This window comes from Ruegeria sp. AB10 (assembly GCF_056542745.1).
Map to the genome: position 1 here is coordinate 124,242 of NZ_JBQGAI010000005.1, position 19,827 is coordinate 144,068.

General features: G+C 58.9%; 20 protein-coding genes. 17 read left to right on the plus strand and 3 right to left on the minus strand.

The window, feature by feature from the left end; all coding sequences use genetic code 11:
• Nucleotides 1–94 precede the first annotated feature (94 nt).
• On the plus strand, nt 95–799 hold the full coding sequence (locus tag ACR0NT_RS11995) for a CoA transferase subunit A (protein ID WP_170445339.1): 705 nt from the start codon (nt 95–97) through the stop codon (nt 797–799).
• The gene (locus tag ACR0NT_RS12000) at nt 799–1,425 is read left to right on the plus strand and encodes a CoA transferase subunit B (protein WP_170445341.1); all 627 of its coding nucleotides are present in this window, start codon (nt 799–801) and stop codon (nt 1,423–1,425) included. The genes ACR0NT_RS11995 and ACR0NT_RS12000 overlap by 1 nt, the downstream gene beginning before the upstream one ends.
• Before the next feature lie 42 nt (nt 1,426–1,467).
• Here ACR0NT_RS12000 and ACR0NT_RS12005 read toward each other — a convergent pair whose 3' ends face one another.
• Nucleotides 1,468–2,334, minus strand: coding sequence for a lytic transglycosylase domain-containing protein (locus ACR0NT_RS12005; protein WP_170445343.1), 867 nt, complete (start codon nt 2,332–2,334; stop codon nt 1,468–1,470).
• Nucleotides 2,335–2,688: 354 nt separating this feature from the next.
• Between ACR0NT_RS12005 and ACR0NT_RS12010 the strand changes: the two genes are divergently transcribed.
• The 15 genes from ACR0NT_RS12010 to pdeM all read left to right on the plus strand — a co-directional run bounded on the left by ACR0NT_RS12010 (nt 2,689) and on the right by pdeM (nt 17,952).
• Nucleotides 2,689–2,904 carry a hypothetical protein gene (locus ACR0NT_RS12010; RefSeq protein WP_170445345.1) on the plus strand — a complete coding sequence of 72 codons (216 nt, stop codon included), beginning with the start codon at nt 2,689–2,691 and terminating at the stop codon, nt 2,902–2,904.
• Between the two features lie 139 nt (nt 2,905–3,043).
• Nucleotides 3,044–3,214 (plus strand): hypothetical protein, encoded by a 171-nt coding sequence (locus tag ACR0NT_RS12015; protein WP_480443125.1) that lies wholly within the window; start codon nt 3,044–3,046, stop codon nt 3,212–3,214.
• 151 nt (nt 3,215–3,365) lie between these two features.
• Nucleotides 3,366–4,241: a Flp pilus assembly protein CpaB gene (cpaB, locus tag ACR0NT_RS12020; protein ID WP_170445349.1), complete on the plus strand. Its 876-nt coding sequence runs from the start codon at nt 3,366–3,368 to the stop codon at nt 4,239–4,241.
• A 193-nt stretch (nt 4,242–4,434) separates the two neighbouring features.
• Entirely contained in the window at nt 4,435–5,841 is a 1,407-nt protein-coding gene (locus ACR0NT_RS12025) for a type II and III secretion system protein family protein (protein ID WP_170445351.1), read from the plus strand.
• 16 nt (nt 5,842–5,857) lie between these two features.
• Nucleotides 5,858–6,484, plus strand: coding sequence for an OmpA family protein (locus tag ACR0NT_RS12030; RefSeq protein ID WP_170672262.1), 627 nt, complete (start codon nt 5,858–5,860; stop codon nt 6,482–6,484).
• A 201-nt stretch (nt 6,485–6,685) separates the two neighbouring features.
• A complete protein-coding gene (locus ACR0NT_RS12035; protein ID WP_170672264.1) occupies nt 6,686–7,918 on the plus strand; it encodes an AAA family ATPase in 1,233 nt (410 codons plus the stop codon).
• A 26-nt stretch (nt 7,919–7,944) separates the two neighbouring features.
• Nucleotides 7,945–9,378 (plus strand): TadA family conjugal transfer-associated ATPase, encoded by a 1,434-nt coding sequence (locus tag ACR0NT_RS12040; RefSeq protein ID WP_170672266.1) that lies wholly within the window; start codon nt 7,945–7,947, stop codon nt 9,376–9,378.
• 11 nt (nt 9,379–9,389) lie between these two features.
• Nucleotides 9,390–10,358 carry a type II secretion system F family protein gene (locus ACR0NT_RS12045; protein WP_170445359.1) on the plus strand — a complete coding sequence of 323 codons (969 nt, stop codon included), beginning with the start codon at nt 9,390–9,392 and terminating at the stop codon, nt 10,356–10,358.
• 10 nt (nt 10,359–10,368) lie between these two features.
• Complete coding sequence (locus ACR0NT_RS12050; protein WP_170445362.1) at nt 10,369–11,355, plus strand: type II secretion system F family protein; 987 nt, start codon at nt 10,369–10,371, stop codon at nt 11,353–11,355.
• Between the two features lie 4 nt (nt 11,356–11,359).
• Nucleotides 11,360–11,941 carry a tetratricopeptide repeat protein gene (locus ACR0NT_RS12055; RefSeq protein ID WP_480443129.1) on the plus strand — a complete coding sequence of 194 codons (582 nt, stop codon included), beginning with the start codon at nt 11,360–11,362 and terminating at the stop codon, nt 11,939–11,941.
• Nucleotides 11,942–11,970: 29 nt separating this feature from the next.
• On the plus strand, nt 11,971–12,822 hold the full coding sequence (locus ACR0NT_RS12060) for a tetratricopeptide repeat protein (RefSeq protein ID WP_170672268.1): 852 nt from the start codon (nt 11,971–11,973) through the stop codon (nt 12,820–12,822).
• A gap of 3 nt (nt 12,823–12,825) precedes the next feature.
• A complete protein-coding gene (locus ACR0NT_RS12065) occupies nt 12,826–13,371 on the plus strand; it encodes a prepilin peptidase (protein ID WP_170672270.1) in 546 nt (181 codons plus the stop codon).
• 117 nt (nt 13,372–13,488) lie between these two features.
• The gene (locus ACR0NT_RS12070) at nt 13,489–14,796 is read left to right on the plus strand and encodes an ATPase (protein WP_170445371.1); all 1,308 of its coding nucleotides are present in this window, start codon (nt 13,489–13,491) and stop codon (nt 14,794–14,796) included.
• 40 nt (nt 14,797–14,836) lie between these two features.
• A complete protein-coding gene (locus ACR0NT_RS12075) occupies nt 14,837–17,248 on the plus strand; it encodes a ligase-associated DNA damage response DEXH box helicase (protein WP_170672272.1) in 2,412 nt (803 codons plus the stop codon).
• A gap of 41 nt (nt 17,249–17,289) precedes the next feature.
• Nucleotides 17,290–17,952 carry a ligase-associated DNA damage response endonuclease PdeM gene (pdeM, locus tag ACR0NT_RS12080; protein ID WP_170672274.1) on the plus strand — a complete coding sequence of 221 codons (663 nt, stop codon included), beginning with the start codon at nt 17,290–17,292 and terminating at the stop codon, nt 17,950–17,952.
• A 6-nt stretch (nt 17,953–17,958) separates the two neighbouring features.
• Here pdeM and ACR0NT_RS12085 read toward each other — a convergent pair whose 3' ends face one another.
• A complete protein-coding gene (locus ACR0NT_RS12085; RefSeq protein WP_170672276.1) occupies nt 17,959–18,705 on the minus strand; it encodes a LytTR family DNA-binding domain-containing protein in 747 nt (248 codons plus the stop codon).
• Between the two features lie 205 nt (nt 18,706–18,910).
• A complete protein-coding gene (gene folD / locus ACR0NT_RS12090) occupies nt 18,911–19,801 on the minus strand; it encodes a bifunctional methylenetetrahydrofolate dehydrogenase/methenyltetrahydrofolate cyclohydrolase FolD (protein ID WP_170672278.1) in 891 nt (296 codons plus the stop codon).
• Nucleotides 19,802–19,827: the final 26 nt, after the last annotated feature.

Here is a 19,827-nt window from a genome sequence, read left to right on the forward strand (position 1 = left end):
TAGGTAGAAATACCACCACCCCCTTGGATTCGTTGACTTCCCCGTGACGTGGCGGCACAACCTGCCCATCACCATGTCATTGGGGGAGTTTTCCATGAAGAAAATCTATGCCAATGCCACCGAAGCGCTGGATGGGGTGCTGACGGATGGCATGATGATCGCAGCGGGCGGTTTCGGCCTGTGCGGCATTCCTGAACTGCTGCTCGAGGCGATCAAGGACTCGGGTACGCAGGACCTGACCTTTGCCTCGAACAACGCGGGCGTTGATGATTTCGGCATCGGTATCCTGCTGCGGACCAAGCAGGTCAAGAAGATGATCAGCTCTTATGTTGGCGAAAACGCCGAGTTCATGCGTCAGTACTTGGCTGGAGAGCTGGAGCTGGAATTCAACCCGCAGGGCACCCTGGCCGAGCGTATGCGCGCCGGTGGTGCGGGTATCCCCGGTTTCTACACCAAGACCGGTGTGGGTACGGTGATCGCCGAAGGCAAAGAGCACAAGGACTTCAACGGCGAAACCTATATCATGGAAGAAGGCATTTTCGCCGACCTCGCCATCGTCAAGGCGTGGAAGGCCGACGACACCGGCAACCTGATCTTCCGCAAAACCGCCCGCAACTTCAACGTGCCTGCCGCGACCTGCGGCAAGATTTGCGTGGCCGAGGTGGAAGAAATCGTGCCGCGCGGCTCGCTGGATCCGGACAGCATTCACCTGCCCGGTATCTACGTGCATCGTATCATTCAGGGCGATCACGAAAAGCGCATCGAACAGCGCACCACCCGCAAGAAGGAGGGCGCATAATGCCCTGGGACCGCAATCAGATGGCCGCCCGCGCGGCGCAAGAGCTGGAAGACGGCATGTATGTGAACCTCGGCATCGGTATTCCGACGCTGGTGGCGAACTATGTGGGTGACAAGGACATCACCCTGCAATCCGAGAACGGTATGCTGGGCATGGGCCCCTTCCCGTTCGAGGGCGAGGAAGACCCCGACCTGATCAATGCCGGCAAGCAGACGATTACCGAACTGTCGCGCACCTCGTATTTCGACAGCGCCACGTCCTTTGCCATGATCCGAGGCGGCAAGATCGCCGCTGCCGTTCTGGGCGCGATGGAAGTGGATGAGGAAGGTGATCTGGCCAACTGGATGATCCCCGGCGTGCTGGTCAAAGGCATGGGCGGCGCGATGGACCTTGTGGCCGGTGTGGGTCGCGTGATCGTCGTGATGGATCACACCAACAAGCACGGCAAATCCAAGCTGCTGAAGAAATGCACCCTGCCGCTGACCGGAAAAAAGGTGGTGGATCGCATCATCACCAATCTGGGTGTGCTGGATGTGGTCGACGGCGGCCTGAAGATCGTCGAAATCGCCGAAGGCGTGACCGAGGACGAAATCCGCGCGGCCACCGAGGCCAATATCGTCAACTGATCCGTATCACCAAAAAGGCCCGCCGAAACTGGCGGGCCTTTTTCAGTTCAGGGTCTGGAAGACGCAGCCGTCCGAAATCAGCTCGGGTGGAGTGGAGCACAGAGCCTTGGCAATCTGAAAGGCCGCAAGCACCTTGGGCACATAATCCCGCGTTTCGGCGTAAGGCGGCACGCCGCCATGTTTGCGCACGGCCCCTTCACCTGCGTTGTATCCAGCCAGCACCAGAATCGGATCATTGCCGAATTCTTCCATCAGCCAGTTCAGGTATTTCACCCCGCCCGAAATGTTCTGAGAAGGCTGGAAACTGTCCTGCACCCCAAATCGCCTGGCGGTTGCAGGCATCAGCTGCATCAATCCTTGCGCACCGGCCGAGCTAACCGCATCCGCACGGCCCGCCGATTCAACTGAGATCACCGCCAGCACCAACGCAGGCGAGACCTCTGTCCCCACCGTCGAGCGCAGAATCTCGATCCCTTGCTGCTGTGCGATGGTTTGAAGGGTCTGCAGGCGCGGCGAGGCCACGTTGGTTGCAGCCAACGCTTTTATGGCGTCGTTCAGCCGCCCCGCCCCTGAAGCAGAGAGTGCGGGCGAGATTTTATCCCAAAAGGCTTTGTAAGACCCCACCGGCTTGTCCTGCGGTCGCACGCCCGGGGCGCTTGGGGGGACGGCTGTGGTACGTGTCACAGCTTCGGGTATGGAAATCTCAGCCCCGGTGCTGGGTGCGTATGGCGCTGCCGCATGTTCCTCGGGCGAAATCTGAACGGTCACCTTGGGCCGCGTGCCGGGCTTGGGCGCCTTCACTCTCTTATATACGCCCCTGGGTTCAACCTCGGTTGCGACGGCTGGCATTGATGCTGACACCATCAGCGCCAGAATGCCGGCGCAGGTCATTGCGTCCCGGAGTTTCATTTTGCCTGCCTCGTGCTTTTTCTTTTCAATAGTTTGAACCGCGAATCCCTTTGAAAAGCCAGAAAAACACGGCGAATTGGGGCAATTTCGCCTCATTTGCCGCAATTTTGCATCGGCGGCGACAGGGGGCGCCTCCCATTGAGATTTTTAATCCTTTTGTTTTCAATGTGTTAAGTTAAAAACTACCAAAAAGTTAAGCTTGGAAGGAAAAAATCGGTGTTTGGCCCAATTCCTGCCACGCCTGACAGGCAAACATAATGCCATACCGAGACGGTCGGGAGCGGACTGAGAGAGAAAGCTCTGTTAGACGCCGAGGTTTAAATGACTTTTTTGATCCTTTAGGAGGGACGTAACATGATCAAGTTCATCAAGAACTTCCGTAAAGACGAAGACGGCGCCGTAACTGTTGACTGGGTTGTTCTGACCGCAGCTGTTGTTGGCCTGGCCGCCGTGGCCTACACCCAGGTTGGTGAAGGCACCAAAGCTATCGCAGACGCCGTTGGCTCGACCCTGGACGCCGCAGCTGAGAACGTTGCAAGCGATATTCCGATCAACCCGGACGCTGAATAATAACAACAGCCGACCGAAGACATTCTTTAGTGGGGCCTTGCCTGTTTGGGCGTGGCCCCATTTCTTTTGCAACAACTCCAAGCCCGGCGCTTTCATGATGAGTAAAATCCGAAAATTCATAGAGCACGAAGAAGGGTCAGTGACGATTGACTGGGTCGTGCTGACAGCAGCGATCGTAGGGATTGGCGCGGGGGTCTACGCCTACTTCGGCCAACCCGTCAAAGAACTGGACGCCAGATCTGGCGCCGCCCTGAGCAACGTCGATGTCGCCGAAGAGATCAGCGTCAAATTCGACACGCCCGATCCCTGATCAACGCAGATTGGATTGTCCCGAAAACTACGGAGGCAAAATTTATCAAATATTGTCCCCTTTTTCGACACAATCTACCTTTATTCAAAACTGATCTTTGTCGCAGCTTCTGCGGCAAATAAAAACGGAATAGAAAAACGAGGGGACGCGAATGCGTTTGGTATTTGGACTTGTCCTGATTGCCGGGGTGGCTTTGGCCGGGGGCGCGGTCTACATGGCCCGCGACTACATCGCTCAGTACCAGGACCAACTCGCCCGTGAACGCCAAGCCACAAAAGATGCGCTTGCAAACGTCAAAACAGTGCCAACCGTCGGAGTAATCGTTACCAATCGGGCCATGAAGTATGGCGAGCCCTTGGTCAAAGACGATGTACGGATCGTGAACTGGCCCGAGGATGCGATTCCCGAGGGCAGCTTTGTGGACATGGCAGTATTGTTCCCGGAAGACGCCAAAGGGGAACGATTCGTATTGAGAGCGGTGGAAAAAGACGAGGCGCTGATGAAGGTCAAGGTCACCAAGCCCGGCCAGGCGGCAGGCCTTGTTTCCCAAATTGAAAAAGGTATGCGTGCGTTTGCTATCAGCGTCGATGTTTCGTCGGGCGTTTCCGGCTTTCTGCGTCCAGGCGACAGCGTGGATGTGTATTGGACCGGCTCTGTCAGCCGCGAATTCGAAGGCGGCGGTGGCGAAATCACCCGCCTGATTCAAACCAATATCGAACTGATCGCAGTGGACCAGATCGCCGGATCTGACGTGACGGGCGCGACGATCGCGCGTACCGTGACCGTTGCTGCAACACCGGAGCAGATCGCGGCTTTGGCGCAGGCGCAGAACACTGGCCAGTTGTCTCTGGCTCTGGTTGGTGTGCAGGATGATACGGTCGCAACTGCGGTAGAAGTGGACCAGCGCAAATTGCTGAACCTCAAGGAATCGGCTCCTGCTCCGGCCCCCGTCGCAGAAAAGGTCTGCACCGTAAACACGCGGCGCGGCGCTGAGATCATCAAAACCCAGATTCCCTGCACAAACTGACGTTAAATCAGAGATTTACGACCGCAAGCCGCGCCACCTGCGCGGCTTGTTTCGTTTCGGATGTTGCGCATTGTCCACATAAGGAAAATTCCGGAAACCATTGATTATTGCAATAAATTCGTAATTCGCGCAGTGTTACCCTGCATAGGGCATTAGACCTAAAAAACGAGGCGTGATCGGAGAGGCAGGTCACATGAAAATACGTTCTTGGATCAGCGCAACCCTTCTTGGGTTGGCGCTAATAGTTGGTCCGGTCGGCCAAACGGCCTGGGCTGAAACTTTGCGCGTGGTGAAGAATGGCACAGCGGAAACGCTGAACGTTCCGATGAACCGCGCTATTGTCGTGGAAAGCGAAGAACCGTTCGCCGAGCTCAGCATCGCCAATGCAGGCATCGCTGACATCTCGTCGCTTTCGGATCGCACGATTTATGTGTTGGGCAAAACACCGGGCCTGACCACGCTGACCCTGTTTGACGGCGCGGGTAACCTGCTGGCGAACGTTCGGGTCCGTGTATCTCCGGATGTGTCCGAGTTTAAAGAGCGGCTGCGGCAGATTCTGCCGGCTGAGCCGATCGAAGTCCGGACCGCCAATGATGGCATCGTGCTTTCGGGCGTCGTGTCAAGCAGCGCGAAACTGGAGCGCGCCCTGGAACTGGCTGAACGTTACGCGCCCGATCGCGTTTCGAATCTGATGTCGGTCGGCGGCGTGCAGCAGGTGATGCTGAAAGTGCGCTTTGCCGAAATGAACCGATCGGTGGCCAAAAGCCTGACCGCGTCGCTTGGTTTCGGCGGTGGCGACGTGACTGGTGGTATCAACACCCTGAACACCGCACCAGCGCTGAACAATGCTCTGAACAACAACATCCCCCCTCTTCAGACCAATACAGGTGCCATCCTGTTTGGATTTGGGGCCGGATCGACGCAGGTACGCCTGTTGCTTGAGGCTCTGGAAGCCAAGGGGCTTGCACGCAGCCTGGCGGAACCCAACCTTTCCGCTTTGTCGGGACAGGAAGCGACCTTCCTTGCCGGTGGTGAAGTTCCAATTCCCGTACCGCAGGAATTTGGCGTAATCGCCATTGAATACAAGGCGTTCGGTGTTGAAATCGACTTCATCCCGCGTGTCGTTGATGGCGATTTGATCAATCTGGAATTGGCCACCTCGGTGTCGAGCATCGATACCAACTCGAACTTCACGATCCAGGGTGACACGATTCCCAGCTTTATCACCCGCCAAACCAGCACGACGATTGAGCTGCGCGACGGAGAGAGCTTTGCCATTGCCGGCCTGATTCAGGATGAATTCACGGACCTGAGCAGCCAGCTTCCCTGGATCGGTGACGTTCCGGTTCTGGGTGCCCTGTTCCGCAGCGCTGAATACCAGCGCGAGCAAAGTGAACTGGTCGTCATCATCACCGCCCATCTGGTGTCGCCGACACGTGGCGAGGCGCTGGCTTTGCCGACAGACCGGGTCAAACCGCCCAGCGAGTTTGATCTGTTCGTGAACGGCCGCGTCGGTCGTACAACGCGCCCGGGTGCCGGCGCAGCCTCGGAAGTGGCCAAGCAAGACTTTGGCAGCTCCTACGGCTACGTTCTGGATTGATAGGAGGATAAGACCAATGCAGAAGTGGATCATCACACTGGGTCTGTCGGTCGCTGTCGCCGCATGTACGCGTGAGGCCGGGTACGAAGTCGACCAAGGCGCGTTCGGGAATGCGACCCTGAACAACCTCCAGGTCATGAACGGCGAACTGACATACGCTCAGATTCTGGGCCAGCGTTTCGCGGCCGAGGTTCCGACCCAGATCAACTTTGCCTTCAACAGCGCACAGCTGGATGAAACGGCTCAGCGGGTACTGTTGCGCCAGGCATCGTGGATCAAACAGTTCCCCGAAGCCAGGTTCCGCGTGTACGGCCATACCGATGCGGTTGGTTCGACATCGTACAACCAAGCGCTGGGTCAGCGGCGCGCCAATGCCGCCGTTGCGTTCCTGACGCGGCAAGGCATCTCGCGCTCGCGTCTCGAGGCTGTCGTGTCCTTTGGCAAATCGCGGCCGCTCATTGACACTCCGGACAGGGACCGCCGCAACCGCCGCACCGTGACCGAAGTGTCCGGTTTTGTGGATCGCAACCCGCTTCTTCTGGACGGGAAGTACGCGGAAGTCATCTATCGCGAGTACGTTGCAAGCGCGGCCTACGGAAGCCGTCTGAGCAAAGATACCGCTCTGGGCGAGACCAGCGAGTAACAATAAACAGGAACTGGGCGGCATCGTCGCCCATTTCCCTACAATTGGTTCTTTTGCGCCCAAATCTTGCCTAAGTTCCAAGCCAAATTTTCAACAATTAGGTGACTTGCGGCCGATCATGGCCGCACTGGGGCAAAAGCGAACCAGACAGGGTCTTCAGGCCCACTGTGTTTGCCTGCCCCCGCGACGAGGATTGTGTTAATGACGAGCGCATCGCCACAAGATGATAAAAATGCCATTCTGGCCTGCACCATCAGCCGTGATGTCCAGAACTTCGATCTACTGATTGAGGACATGGAAGCAGCACTGGGGGAACGCTGGGGCGACCTGGGCTTTGCCGAAGCTCTGGCCTTTTTCAGCCAACCCGATGCCGATTCTCTGGAATTCGTGGCATTGGCCATTGATGGCGAAGATGAAGACAACCTGTCTCTGATGGGCGAAATCATCACCCGCGCCAAAGAAAAGAAGATCAAGGTTGTTCTGATCGCCGAAGATGTCACACCGGCATCTCTGCATCAGTTGCTGCGCAAGGGTGCGGATGAATTCGTCCCCTACCCTTTGCCCGAGGGCGAGCTGCAGGAAGCGATCGCCCGTATGAACCGCCCCGAACCGGTTGCGGTTCACGAGGCGGCCTCGCCGCTGACACAAGGCGAATCAAAGGAAGGGGCCTTGTTCGTCGTGCACGGCCTGGCCGGAGGCGTAGGGTCCACCACAATGGCGGTCAACCTGGCCTGGGAACTGGCCACCGTTTCCGACAAAGAGGAACCATCGGTCTGCCTGCTTGATCTGGATCTGCAGTTCGGCACGGTATCGACCTATCTGGACCTGCCCCGCCGCGAAACCGTTTTTGAAATGCTGTCCGACACCGACTCGATGGATGAGGAAGTGTTCGCGCAGGCGCTGCAGACCTATGAGGAAAAGCTGCAGGTTCTCACCGCGCCGTCGGACATGGTGCCGCTGGACCTGATCACCCCGGAAGATATCCAGCGGGTGATCGACACGGCCCGCCGCCACTTTGACTATGTCATCGTGGACATGCCCTCGACGCTTGTTCACTGGTCGGAAACCGTTCTTCAGGCCGCACACGTTTATTTCGCGCTGATTGAGCTGGACATGCGCTCGGCCCAGAACGCTTTGCGCCTGAAACGCGCCCTGCAGGCCGAGGAACTGCCGTTCGACAAACTGCGTTTCGCCCTGAATCGGGCACCGAAATTCACCGATCTGAACGGCAAGAGCCGGGTAAAGCGGATGGGCGAAAGCCTGGGTATCTCTATCGACCTGCAACTGCCTGATGGTGGCAAGCAAGTCATGCAAAGCGGTGACCACGGACAACCGCTGGCCAATGCGGCCGCCAAAAACCCGCTGCGCCGCGAATTCGCAAAACTTGCGAAGTCGCTTCATAGCCTGGGCAGCAACAACGCTGAAGCTGCATAACTCAGTTTGGAAGGGAACGAGCCGCCGTGTTTTCAAGATACAAGAAACAGCCCGAAGCGCAGCCGGTTCAAACCCCGGCCGCTACACCGGAACCCGCAGTTCAAAAAAAGTCCTCGGCCAATGCCGTTGCCCGGCGCCCCGCGCCGAAGAAAGCTGCCGAGCCCGTGGTCGCCGACAAAGACCGCAAGCGCAAAGAGCGTCTTGGCGAAATCAAGATCGAACTGCACCGCGAACTTCTGGAAAATCTGAACCTCGCCGCGCTTGAGAATGCCGGTGAAGCAGAATTGCGCGCAGAAATCAGCGCAATTGCCAGCGAAGTTCTGGAAACGCGCAATATCGTCCTGAACCGCGAGGACCGCACGCAGCTGAACAAAGAGCTGTATGACGAGGTAACGGGTCTGGGTCCGCTTGAGACCCTGCTGCAGGACGACACGGTCAACGATATTCTGGTCAACGGTCCCCAACAGATCTTTGTGGAGCGCGACGGCCGGCTGGAAATCAGCGACATCACCTTCAAGGATGAAAAGCACCTGATGCGGATCATCGACAAGATCGTGTCCGCCGTGGGCCGTCGCGTCGACGAATCCAACCCTTATGTTGACGCCCGTCTGGCCGATGGTTCGCGTTTCAACGCGATGGTCCCGCCGATTGCGGTGGACGGATCGCTGGTTTCCATTCGTAAGTTCAAAAAAGACAAGCTGGGCATCGACGATCTGGTCAATTTCGGCGCCTTTACCGAGGAAATGGCCGCCTATCTGCAAGCCGCCGTCTCAACCCGACTGAACATCATCGTTTCGGGTGGTACCGGTTCCGGTAAGACGACCACGCTGAACGCCCTGTCCAGTTTTATCGACGATGCCGAACGCATCCTGACAATCGAGGATACGGCGGAACTTCAGCTGCAACAGACCCATGTGGGCCGGATGGAAAGCCGCCCGCCCAACGTCGAAGGCAAGGGCGAGGTCAGCCCCCGCGACTGTCTGAAAAACGCCCTGCGCATGCGTCCTGACCGCATCATCGTGGGCGAGACGCGGGGCGCCGAGGTGATCGACATGCTGCAGGCCATGAACACCGGCCACGACGGCTCGATGACCACGATCCACGCCAACTCGGCCCGTGATGGTATCTCACGTCTGGAAAACATGATCGCGATGGCCGGGATCGAAATGCCGATCAAGGCGGTCCGCAGCCAAATCTCATCAGCTGTGAACCTGATCGTGCAGGCCAGCCGTCTGCAGGACGGTTCGCGCCGTATGACATCGATCACCGAGATCACCGGCATGGAAGGTGACGTGATCTCGATGCAGGAAATCTTCAAATTCCAGCGGGTTGGCCTGACACCGGACAACAAGATCATCGGTCATTTCACGGCAACAGGCGTGCGCAGCCACTATTCCGAGCGCTTCCGCCTGTGGGGCTTTGATCTGCCGACTTCGATCTACGAACCGACGACTATGTAGGAGATCTGGATATGCAACTGCCTGTTGAGGCGCTCATATATGTCGTGATCTTCATCGCGGTATTCTTTCTGGTCGAAGGCATCTATCTGGTGGCCTTCGGGAAATCCATCAGCCTGAACAGCAAGGTCAACCGCCGTCTCGACATGCTCGACAAAGGTGTCGGGCGGGAACAGGTTCTGGAACAGCTGCGCAAGGAAATGCAGCAGCATATGAAGACGCAGAGCATCCCGCTCTATTCGCTGCTGGCCGACAAGGCGCAGAAAGCGGCAATCGCCTTCACTCCGCGACAGCTGGTCATGGTCATGGTTCTGTTGTCCGGCTTTGCCTTTGTGGGCCTGAGCATCGGCACGGCGACGGATATGGTTCTTCGGGTTGCCCTGTCGGTCTTTATCGGCGTTGGCGGTGTTTACACCTGGGTCAATCGCAAGGCAAAAAAGCGCATGGCGCTGATGGAAGAGCAACTGCCGGATGCGGTTGAACTGATGGTTCGTTCGCTGCGCGTGGGTAACCCGTTCGTTTCATCCGTCCAGATCGTTGCGAACGAGGTGCAGGATCCGTTGGGTACGGAATTCGGCATCATCGCTGATGAATGCGCCTATGGCCGTGACGTCGGTGAGGCCCTGAAAGACATGGCAGAGCGTCTGGGTATGCAGGATCTCCGCTTTTTGTCGGTGGCCGTCGGCATTCAGCAGCAGTCGGGTGGTAACCTGGCCGAAATCCTGGCCGGTCTGGCCAAGGTGATCCGTGCCCGTTTCCGCCTGTTCCGGCGCGTCAAGGCAATCACCGCCGAGGCGCAATGGTCCGGCAAGTTTCTGTCCGGGTTCCCGCTTTTCTGCCTGATGTTCATTCTGGTAACCGACCCCAATTACTATGACGACGTGATCGATCACCCCCTGTTCATCCCCCTCTGTTTCTTTGTCGGCATCATGCTGACACTGAACCTGATCGTGATGCGCGTTCTTACCAACATTAAGGTCTGAGGGCATAGCAATGGAATTCCTGACCCAAATCAACGACCTGATCAAACAATACCTGGGCGAATTCGGACCGCTGATCGTCATCGGCGTTCTGGGGCTGGCCATGATCCTGATCGCGGTTTCTCTGATGCTGAACCAGCCGGAGGACCCGCTGAAAAAGCTGCAGAAATCGACCGCTGCCCCCAAGGCGGACAAAAGGTCGAAAAAGGACAAGCTCCGCAACAGCAGCCGCAACGAGCAGCTGCAGAAATTCGCCACCTTCCTGGAACCCCAGAACGAGGAAGAACTGTCGGCGATGCAGCTCAAGTTGCGCCAGGCAGGATATCACTCGAAGGATGCGGTGCGGTTTTTTCACTTTGCACAGTTTGCCTTGGGCATTGTCGGCATCCTTGTCGGCGTGATGCTGGTGACGGTGCTGGCAGGCGACCAGGAATTCACCGGAAGCCAAATGACAATCCGCGTTCTGATTCCGTCAGCCGCAGGGTATTTCCTGCCGCGCTACTGGATCACCCGGCGCGTCGAGGAACGGAAAGAGGCGATCACCGCCGGGTTCCCGGATACGCTTGACCTTATGCTGGTCTGCGTCGAGGCCGGTCAGTCTCTGGACCAGGCCATCGTGCGCGTAGCCCGCGAGATGAGCGCCTCGTACCCTGATATCGCGCAGGAATTCGAAGTTGTCGCCCATGAAATGAAAGCAGGCAAGGACAAGGACACGGTGCTTCGTGATTTCGGAACCCGTTGCGGCGTTCAGGATGTCAGTTCATTTGTGACCGTGATGATCCAATCGGCAACATTTGGTACATCCATTGCCGAAGCCCTGCGGGTTTATGCCAGCGAAATGCGTGACAAACGCGTGATGCGGGCCGAAGAGGCCGCGAACAAGTTGCCAACCAAAATGACACTTGCCACAATGATGCTGACGGTGCCGCCTTTGCTGGTCATTCTGGTCGGACCTTCGGCAAAAGGGATCGCAGATTTTGGAAAAGGTGCTGGCGGATAACTTCATGACAACCAGCTTCAGGCGTATTCGTTCCGGAATACGCCAGACAATTAGGGCCGCCATGGTGATCGCCATGGTGGCCTCTTGTACGGATATGGGCACGACGGATGATCTGGATGCCCCCGGTATCGACCCGAAAGGCCAGGGTGCAGACGAAATCACGGTTGGAAACCGGCTGATGGCCGCCGGAGAATACGAACTGGCGCTGGATTCCTTTACGCGCGCCGCGCTGGATCAGGGGATGACGGCGCAGATATTGACCTCGATGGGTACTGCCAATCTGGGGCTCAAACGCCTGGGACAGGCCGAAGACCTGTTGCGCCGCGCCGTGAAAACTGACCCCGAATGGTCCGTTGGGTGGAACAATCTGGGTGTTTTGCTGGTCGAGACGGGCGAATACCCCGAGGCGGCGCAGGTCTTTAAACGCGCCTACGCGCTGGACAATGGCGAAAGTGACGCAATCCGCGACAATCTGCGCTTAGCCCTCGTAAAAATGGAAAATCCTGCTAATAATACAGCGGAAGAACAAGAATATACGCTGGAGCGGCAAGGCGACGGGCAATACACGCTGCGCAAGCTCCCATAACACAGGCAAGAGCAGTAAGGGACGCAAAAATGCGCCAACAATTCTTGATTGCGCCGATGATGATGTGCGGGCTGATCCTGTCCGCCTGCGAAAAAGAGACCGAGGAAGAAAAAGTCGAACGCACCTATCAGGAGGTCAACGTCATTGACGAAACCAACCTGAGCGAGGTGCTTCTGACCGCCGCTGACCCGAATGAGGCCGTCACCTACTTCCGGGGTGCAGCCGCCAAAAACCCGGACAGAATTGACCTGCAGCGTGGATTGGCGATTTCTTTGTCCCGCGCGAAACGAACGACCGAGGCCGCCGCTGCCTGGAAAAAAGTGACAACCATGAAGGGCGCTGCAAATGTCGACAAGGTCGAATATGCCGACGCCCTTGTGCGTGCCGGCAACTGGAGTCAGGCCAGAACCGTTCTGGATTCCGTGCCGCCCACCTATGAAACCTTCAAACGTTACCGCCTCGAGGCGGTGGTTGCGGACTCCAAAAAGGATTGGAAACGTGCGGATCATTTCTATGAAACCGCTGTCGGCCTGACCACACGGCCCGGCGGGGTGATGAACAACTGGGGCTATTCCAAGCTGACGCGTGGCCAATACGCCGAGGCCGAACGTCTGTTCAACGAAGCGATCCAGCAGGACAAGAGCCTGTTCACCGCCAAGAACAATCTGGTTCTGGCCCGGGCTGCGCAGGGCAACTACAGTTTGCCGGTTGTCCCGCTGACGCAGATCGAACGCGCCATGTTGCTCAATACGATGGGAATTTCCGCAGTCAAACAAGGGGATGTGGCCACGGCCAAGAACCTTTTCCGCGAAGCCATCGCCACGCACCCTCAGCATTATGACGAGGCCGTCCGCTCGCTGCGTGCGCTTGAGGATGCCTGATAGATGAACATTCCCGCGAATGCGGCGCTGTTATTTCTGCCCTTCGTTCTGCCGATCTGCCTGTACGTGACTTTCACGGACTTGCGCGCCATGAAGATCAGGAACCAGGCAGTCTACGCGGTGTTTGCGGTGTTCGTTATCGGTGGTCTTTTCGTTCTGCCACCCTGGTCGACTGCGTGGACAACCGCCACGGTGGGCCCATTGTCGATCTCGTTGCCCCCTTATGTCTGGCATCTGCTGCATGTCGTGCCGGCTCTGGCCTTTGGCATCCTGTTTTACGTGATGCGCCAGATGGGGGCCGGTGACGCCAAGTTTCTGGCAGCAGCCTCGCCGTTTATCTGGCCCGGCGACTATCTTCTGGTGGTTCTTATTCTGACCACGATGAATGTGGCGGCTTTGACCACTCACCGGCTGGCGCGCAACACGGGGCTGCGGAATTTCGCACCGGATTGGAAAAGCTGGAGCAGGGCCAGACACATACCGATGGGTCTTTCGCTGGGCGGCAGCCTTGCCCTCTATCTGATTCTTGGCACTGTTTACGGCTCGTAAACTATCATTAAGCCGCCTTGTCCGTGCCTTGGTACTGACACAAAGCCGGGCCAGATTTTCCCCAAGCGGCCCTTTTTGGGGCCTTTGGCGCGAAAACTGGATAGACGGGCAACGCTCATGAATATGCAGACGACCTCGGTAATGGCCCCCCCTGCCCCCAAGGGTTTGGGCGAAATGAAACTGCCCATCGTCATGATGCGCGACATTTTGTTGAAGACAATCTTCCGCAAGAACGTGGACACCGTTTCCGAGATCGCCGGTGCGGTCTGTCTGCCGGGTTCCGTCACGCAGGAACTGATCGACATGGCCCGCGAGCAGAAGCTGATCGAGGCCACCGGTACCCTGAACGCCAACAGCGGTAACGAGATGGGCTATCAGTTGACCGATGCCGGCAAGGCCCGCGCCCTGGACGCGCTGAGCCAGTCTGAATACTTCGGCGCCATGCCCGTGCCGCTGGATGTGTATCGCGAGCAGGTCAAGCGCCAGTCGATCCGCAACATTCAGGTCACCCGCGATCAGCTGACGGGCGCGATGGGCCATCTGGTTCTGCCCGACAGCCTGCTGGACCATCTTGGCCCCGCAGTCAGCGCCGGCCGGTCGATCCTGATGTATGGCCCGCCGGGCAACGGTAAGTCCTCGATCTCGAACGGGATCAAGGATGCGCTGGGGGACAATGTCTATGTGCCCTTTGCCATCGAGTATGCCGGTCAGGTGATCACCGTCTATGACCCGATCGTGCACACCGCAGTCGAGCAGGAACCCGATGATCCCAACAGCCTGCGCCGCCGCAAAAGATTCGACACGCGCTATGTTCAGTGCGAACGCCCGACCGTTGTGACGGGTGGTGAACTGTCGTTGAGCATGCTGGATCTGGTCTACAACCCCACCGCGCGGACCTATCAGGCACCGTTGCAGCTGAAATCGACCGGCGGCATCTTCATCGTGGACGACCTTGGACGTCAGCAGGAACCGCCGCAGGCGCTGATCAACCGTTGGATTGTTCCCCTGGAAGAGAAAAAGGATATTCTCGGCCTGCAATCGGGCGAAAAGTTCGAGGTCCCCTTCGACACGCTGGTCATCTTCTCGACCAACTTCCACCCCAACGAGATATTCGACCAAGCGGCCCTGCGCCGGATCTTCTTCAAGATCAAGATCGACGGCCCAAATCAGGAGAACTTCCTGAAAATCTTTGCCATGGTGGCCCGCAAACGCGGAATGCCGCTGGATGAGGCCGCGCTGGTGCATCTGCTGAAGGTCAAATACCCGACCATCAACAATATCTACGCGAACTATCAGCCGATCTTCCTGATCGATCAGATGATCTCGATCTGCGAATTCGAGGGCATCCCCTATCAGATGAGCCCCGATCTGGTCGACCGCGCCTGGGCCAATATGTTCGTCAAGGAAGAAAAGATCATTCACTGACCCCCTGCAATTCTGATCCCGGGCAGGTAATCATGCGGCCATGACGCAGATTCCCGCCCGGATCACCGATTGGTTCGCCGCCAAAGGCTGGTCGATCCACCCCCACCAGCAGGACATGTTCGACCGGGCCTCGGACCCGGCCACGCTGCTGATCGCCCCGACCGGCGGCGGCAAGACCATGGCGGGGTTCCTGCCCACTCTGGCCGAGTTGGCCGAACGGGATCATGCAGGGCTGCACTCGATCTATGTCTCGCCGCTCAAGGCATTGGCCGCCGATATCCGCCGCAATCTGCGCGGCCCCGCGGATGAGATCGGACTGCCGATCCGGATCGAAGACCGCACCGGGGACACCTCGGCCACGCAGAAGAAACGCCAACGCGTGGACCCGCCGCATATTCTGCTGACCACACCGGAAAGCCTGGCCCTGCTGACCTCGTACGAGGACGCATCCCGGATGTTTGCAGGTGTGCAAAGGGTGATCGTCGATGAAATCCACGCCTTGGCGGAAAGCAAGCGAGGCGATCAGCTGATGCTGGCTTTGACCCGGTTGCAATCGCTCTGCCCTGACCTGCGCCGGGTCGGGCTGTCGGCCACGGTCGAAGACCCCGCAGCCATCGCGCGGTTTCTGGCCCGGCACCCTGATCCCTGCCAGATCGTGCAGGCCGACCCCGGCCCCGACCCCGACATCCGGATGCTGGAAACGCAGGAAATGCCCCCCTGGTCCGGCGGTGGGGCGGCTTATGCGATCCCGGCGGTGTTGGAGCAGATCAAGCAGCACAAGACCACGCTGATCTTTCACAACACCCGCGCGCAGGCCGAGATTTTCTTTCACAACCTCTGGCTCGCCAACGAAGACGGCCTGCCCATCGGCATCCACCACGGCAGTCTGGATCGTCAGCAACGCGAAAGGGTCGAGGCCGCCATGGTCCGCGGCGACCTGCGCGCCATTGTCTGCACCGGTTCTCTGGATCTGGGTATCGACTGGGGGGACGTCGACCTCGTGATCCAGATCGGGGCGCCGAAGAACGTCAAACGTCTGGTGCAGCGGATCGGGCGGGCCAATCACCGCTATAACGCGCCCTCCAAGGCCTTGCTGGTGCCCGCCAACCGGTTCGAGGTGGTGGAATGCGTCGCCGCGCTCGAGGCGGCCAAGGCCCATGATCTGGACGGTGAGCCGCGCGGCGCAGGCCCTCGCGACGTGTTGTGCCAGCATATTCTGATCGCGGCGGCGGCGGGGCCGTTCGACGCGGATTCGCTGTTCACTGAAATGACCGCCGCCGGGCCTTATGCGGATCTGACGCGCGCAGAATTCGACGCTTGTCTGGAGTTCTGCGCCACCGGAGGCTATGCCCTGCGTGCCTATGACCGCTGGCAACGGCTGCAACAGCGCGCCGATGGCCGCTGGCAACTGCGCGACCCGCGTGCAGCGCAGCGCATCCGCATGAATCTGGGCACCATTCAGGACACCGACACGCTAAAAGTGCGCCTGAAGCGCAATCGCGGGGGCAAACCTCTGGGTGAGGTCGAAGAGGGCTTTGCCGCCTCGCTGACCCAAGGGGACACGTTCCTGATTGGCGGGCAGATCGTTCGCTATGAAGGCCTGCGCGAGATGGTGGTCGAGGTCAGCCGCCGCGCGGATCGCAAGCCTAAGGTTGCCGTTTTCTCGGGTACGAAATTTGCCACCTCAACGCAGTTGAGCGATCGCATCCTGCGGATGTTCGCGCAACCCGACTGGCCGCAACTGCCCGGGCACACGTCCGATTGGCTGGCCCTGCAGCGCGACATGTCCCGCCTGCCCCAACGCGACCGCCTGCTGATCGAGAGCTTTCCCAATGACGGGCGCGAGAACCTGTGTGTCTACGGTTTCGCCGGGCGCAACGCGCAACAGACGCTGGGCCTGTTGCTGACCAAACGGATGGAGGAAACCAGGTTGGCACCGCTGGGTTTCGTGGCCACCGACTATGCGACGCTGATCTGGGGACTGGATGCGGTAACCGACCCGCGCCCCCTGTTTCAATTGCAGGCCCTGCGCGACGGGCTTGAGACCTGGCTGGCCGGGAACGCAGTGATGAAACGGACATTTCGCGCCTCGGCCACCATTGCCGGTCTGATCGAACGCAACACCGGCGGGCAACGTAAAAGCGGGCGTCAGGCGACGTTTTCCTCGGATATCCTCTATGACACCTTGCTGAAATACGACCCCGACCACCTGCTGATGCAGATCACCCGCCAAGAGGCCATGCGCGGACTGGTGGATTTCGGGCGGATCGAGGCGATGGTTGAACGTATCGGCGACAGGATCGATCTGTTGCGGCTGGATCGCGTCTCACCCCTCGCGGCGCCGCTGTTCCTTGAGGTCGGCAAGGTGCCGGTCAAAGGCGCGGCCGAGGAACGCCTTCTGGCCGAAGAAAGCGCCCGTCTGATGCAAGCCGCAGGACTGAAACCCGGCTGATATCGCTTGCGCACCGGACAGAAACGCGCAAAGAACGTATCATGAACAGCATCGCATTTTCTTTCGCCGGGCAAGGCCTCTGCGCGCTGGGGTCCGGGGCATTGTGGTGGCCCGAGCAGAACCTGCTCTGTGTCTCTGACCTGCATCTGGGCAAGTCTGAGCGTATCGCCCGGCGCGGCGGCCCGACCCTGCCGCCTTATGACAGCCAGGAAACGCTGACGCGTCTGGCCGCCGATATCACGCACACCAATCCGGGCACCGTCATCTGTTTGGGTGACAGCTTCGACGATCTGGATGCGTCCATGGCGATGGGTTCGGATGAGAAACGGGATATCACCGCCCTGCAGGCCGGGCGGCGCTGGATCTGGATCGAGGGCAACCACGACCCCGGCCCGTTTGATCTGGGCGGGGCGCACTTGTCTGAAAGCAAAATCGGCCCGCTGACCTTTCGACATATCGCCCAGGCAGAGGCCCGGGCTGAAGTGTCCGGCCACTATCACCCGAAGGCCCGATTGCGGGCACGCGGGCGCGCGATCACCCGCCCGGCCTTTCTGGTCGATCAGACGCGGCTGATCCTGCCTGCCTACGGTACCTATACCGGTGGGCTGCACAGTTCGGATCACGCGTTGAATGCATTGATGGACAACCGGGCCATGGCAATCCTGACCGGGCCCCAGCCGCGGATCATTCCCATGCCAAGATGAGCTGGCTCAGATGACGCCATCCTGCTCTAGCATCGGTTTGTATTTTCGGCTGACGGGAACCAAGTCATTGTTCTTCAGCCGCATAAAGGTCTTGCCCCCCTGCCGCTCGACCCCGGCAATGGCAGCATCCGCTACCCAGTGCGAGCGATGCGTGCAATGGCCCGGCACCGGCTCCATCTCGGCAATCGCATCGATCAGACGGGACCGGATGGTGAATGTCCCCTCGGACGTGACCACATCCACGGCGTGGTCCCGGACAGTCAGTCGATAAATCTGGCCCTGAAAGGTCTCCGGCAGACGCTTTGCCAGCCGCGGCTGCACCGGCTCGGCCTGTTCCGGTGGCACCTCTGTCCGCCTGCGTCCCCGCACCAGCATCAGCCCGGTGACAAACAACGCCCCGTACGGGGCCACTGACAGGAACCCGGGGGCTTGGTGTCCATTGATGGTGATCAATAGGTAGGACAGCAGCCAAAGCGCCGGAACGAAAAGCGCCAAGTTGACCAGAACCAATGCGGTATCGCGCCAGGAAAAGTGAATTCCCGACAAACAGGTCCGCGTCACTTGTCTGGCGGTCCATGTCACACACAGCGCCAGCACCACGACCCCAACCCAAAACACCAGGCGTTGAAAATAGGTCAGGTCAATGGCTGAGAACGGTTGAAAAGCAGAGGCCAGCAACGGCGGAAAGGCAAGCGCGGCGATAATTCTGCGCAGCGAGACCTCGGCCAGAATTGGGCTCAGTATTATGTTCATACCTACTCAACAATAAGCCTACGGGTCCAGCACAAACCCCGGAGGCTCGCAATACCACAACGTAACCGGCTGGATTCACTTATTTATCACTGAACCCGTTACATTCAAACCCCGAGATTTAAAACTTAGCGCGAGCATATTGAAACAATCGGGCCGAAGAGCGTTTCCGCCCCTCGGCCCAAAATCAATTGCAGTGCGCCAAGGATCAGGCCGTCAGGCCCTCGGGCTCTGGCAGGCCGTTTGCGCGGCAGCAGGCGGTCAACGTGTTGGCCAGCAGGCAGGCGATGGTCATCGGACCAACGCCACCCGGAACCGGGGTGATCGCGCCTGCACGCTCGGCCGCGCTGGCGTAGTCGACGTCACCGACCAGTTTGTTCTTACCGTCACGCTCGATGCGGTTGATGCCCACGTCGATCACGGTGGCGCCTTCCTTGATCCAGTCACCCGGAACCATCTCGGGGCGGCCAACGGCGGCGACAACGATGTCGGCGCGGCGGACGACATCCGGCAGGTCCTTGGTGCGCGAATGCGCGATGGTCACGGTGCAGCTGTCGCCCAGCAGCAGTTGCGCCATCGGCTTGCCAACGATGTTCGAACGGCCGATCACGACCGCGTCCATTCCGGACAGCGAGCCATGGTGGTCGCGCAGCATCATCAGGCAGCCCAGCGGGGTGCAGGGCACCATCGACTTCTGACCGGTACCCAGCAGGCCCACGTTCGAGATGTGGAAGCCATCAACGTCCTTGGCAGGATCGATCGAGTTGATCACCAGATCTTCGTTCAGGTGCTTGGGCAGCGGCAGCTGCACCAAGATGCCATGCACGGCGGGATCGTTGTTCAGCTTGTCGATCAGGGCCAGCAGGTCTTCTTCAGACGTATCTGCATCCAGTTTGTGCTCGTACGAGTTCATGCCGACCTCGACGGTCTGCTTGCCCTTCGAGCGCACATAGACCTGGCTGGCCGGGTCTTCGCCCACCAGAACCACCGCCAGACCGGGCGTGATGCCGTTTTCCTCTTTCAGCTTTGCAACCTGATCGGCCACTTGCGCGCGCACCGTCGCCGCAAAGGCCTTACCGTCGATAACCTGGGCTACCATCCTGTGATCCCTTCCTTCCAAAAACA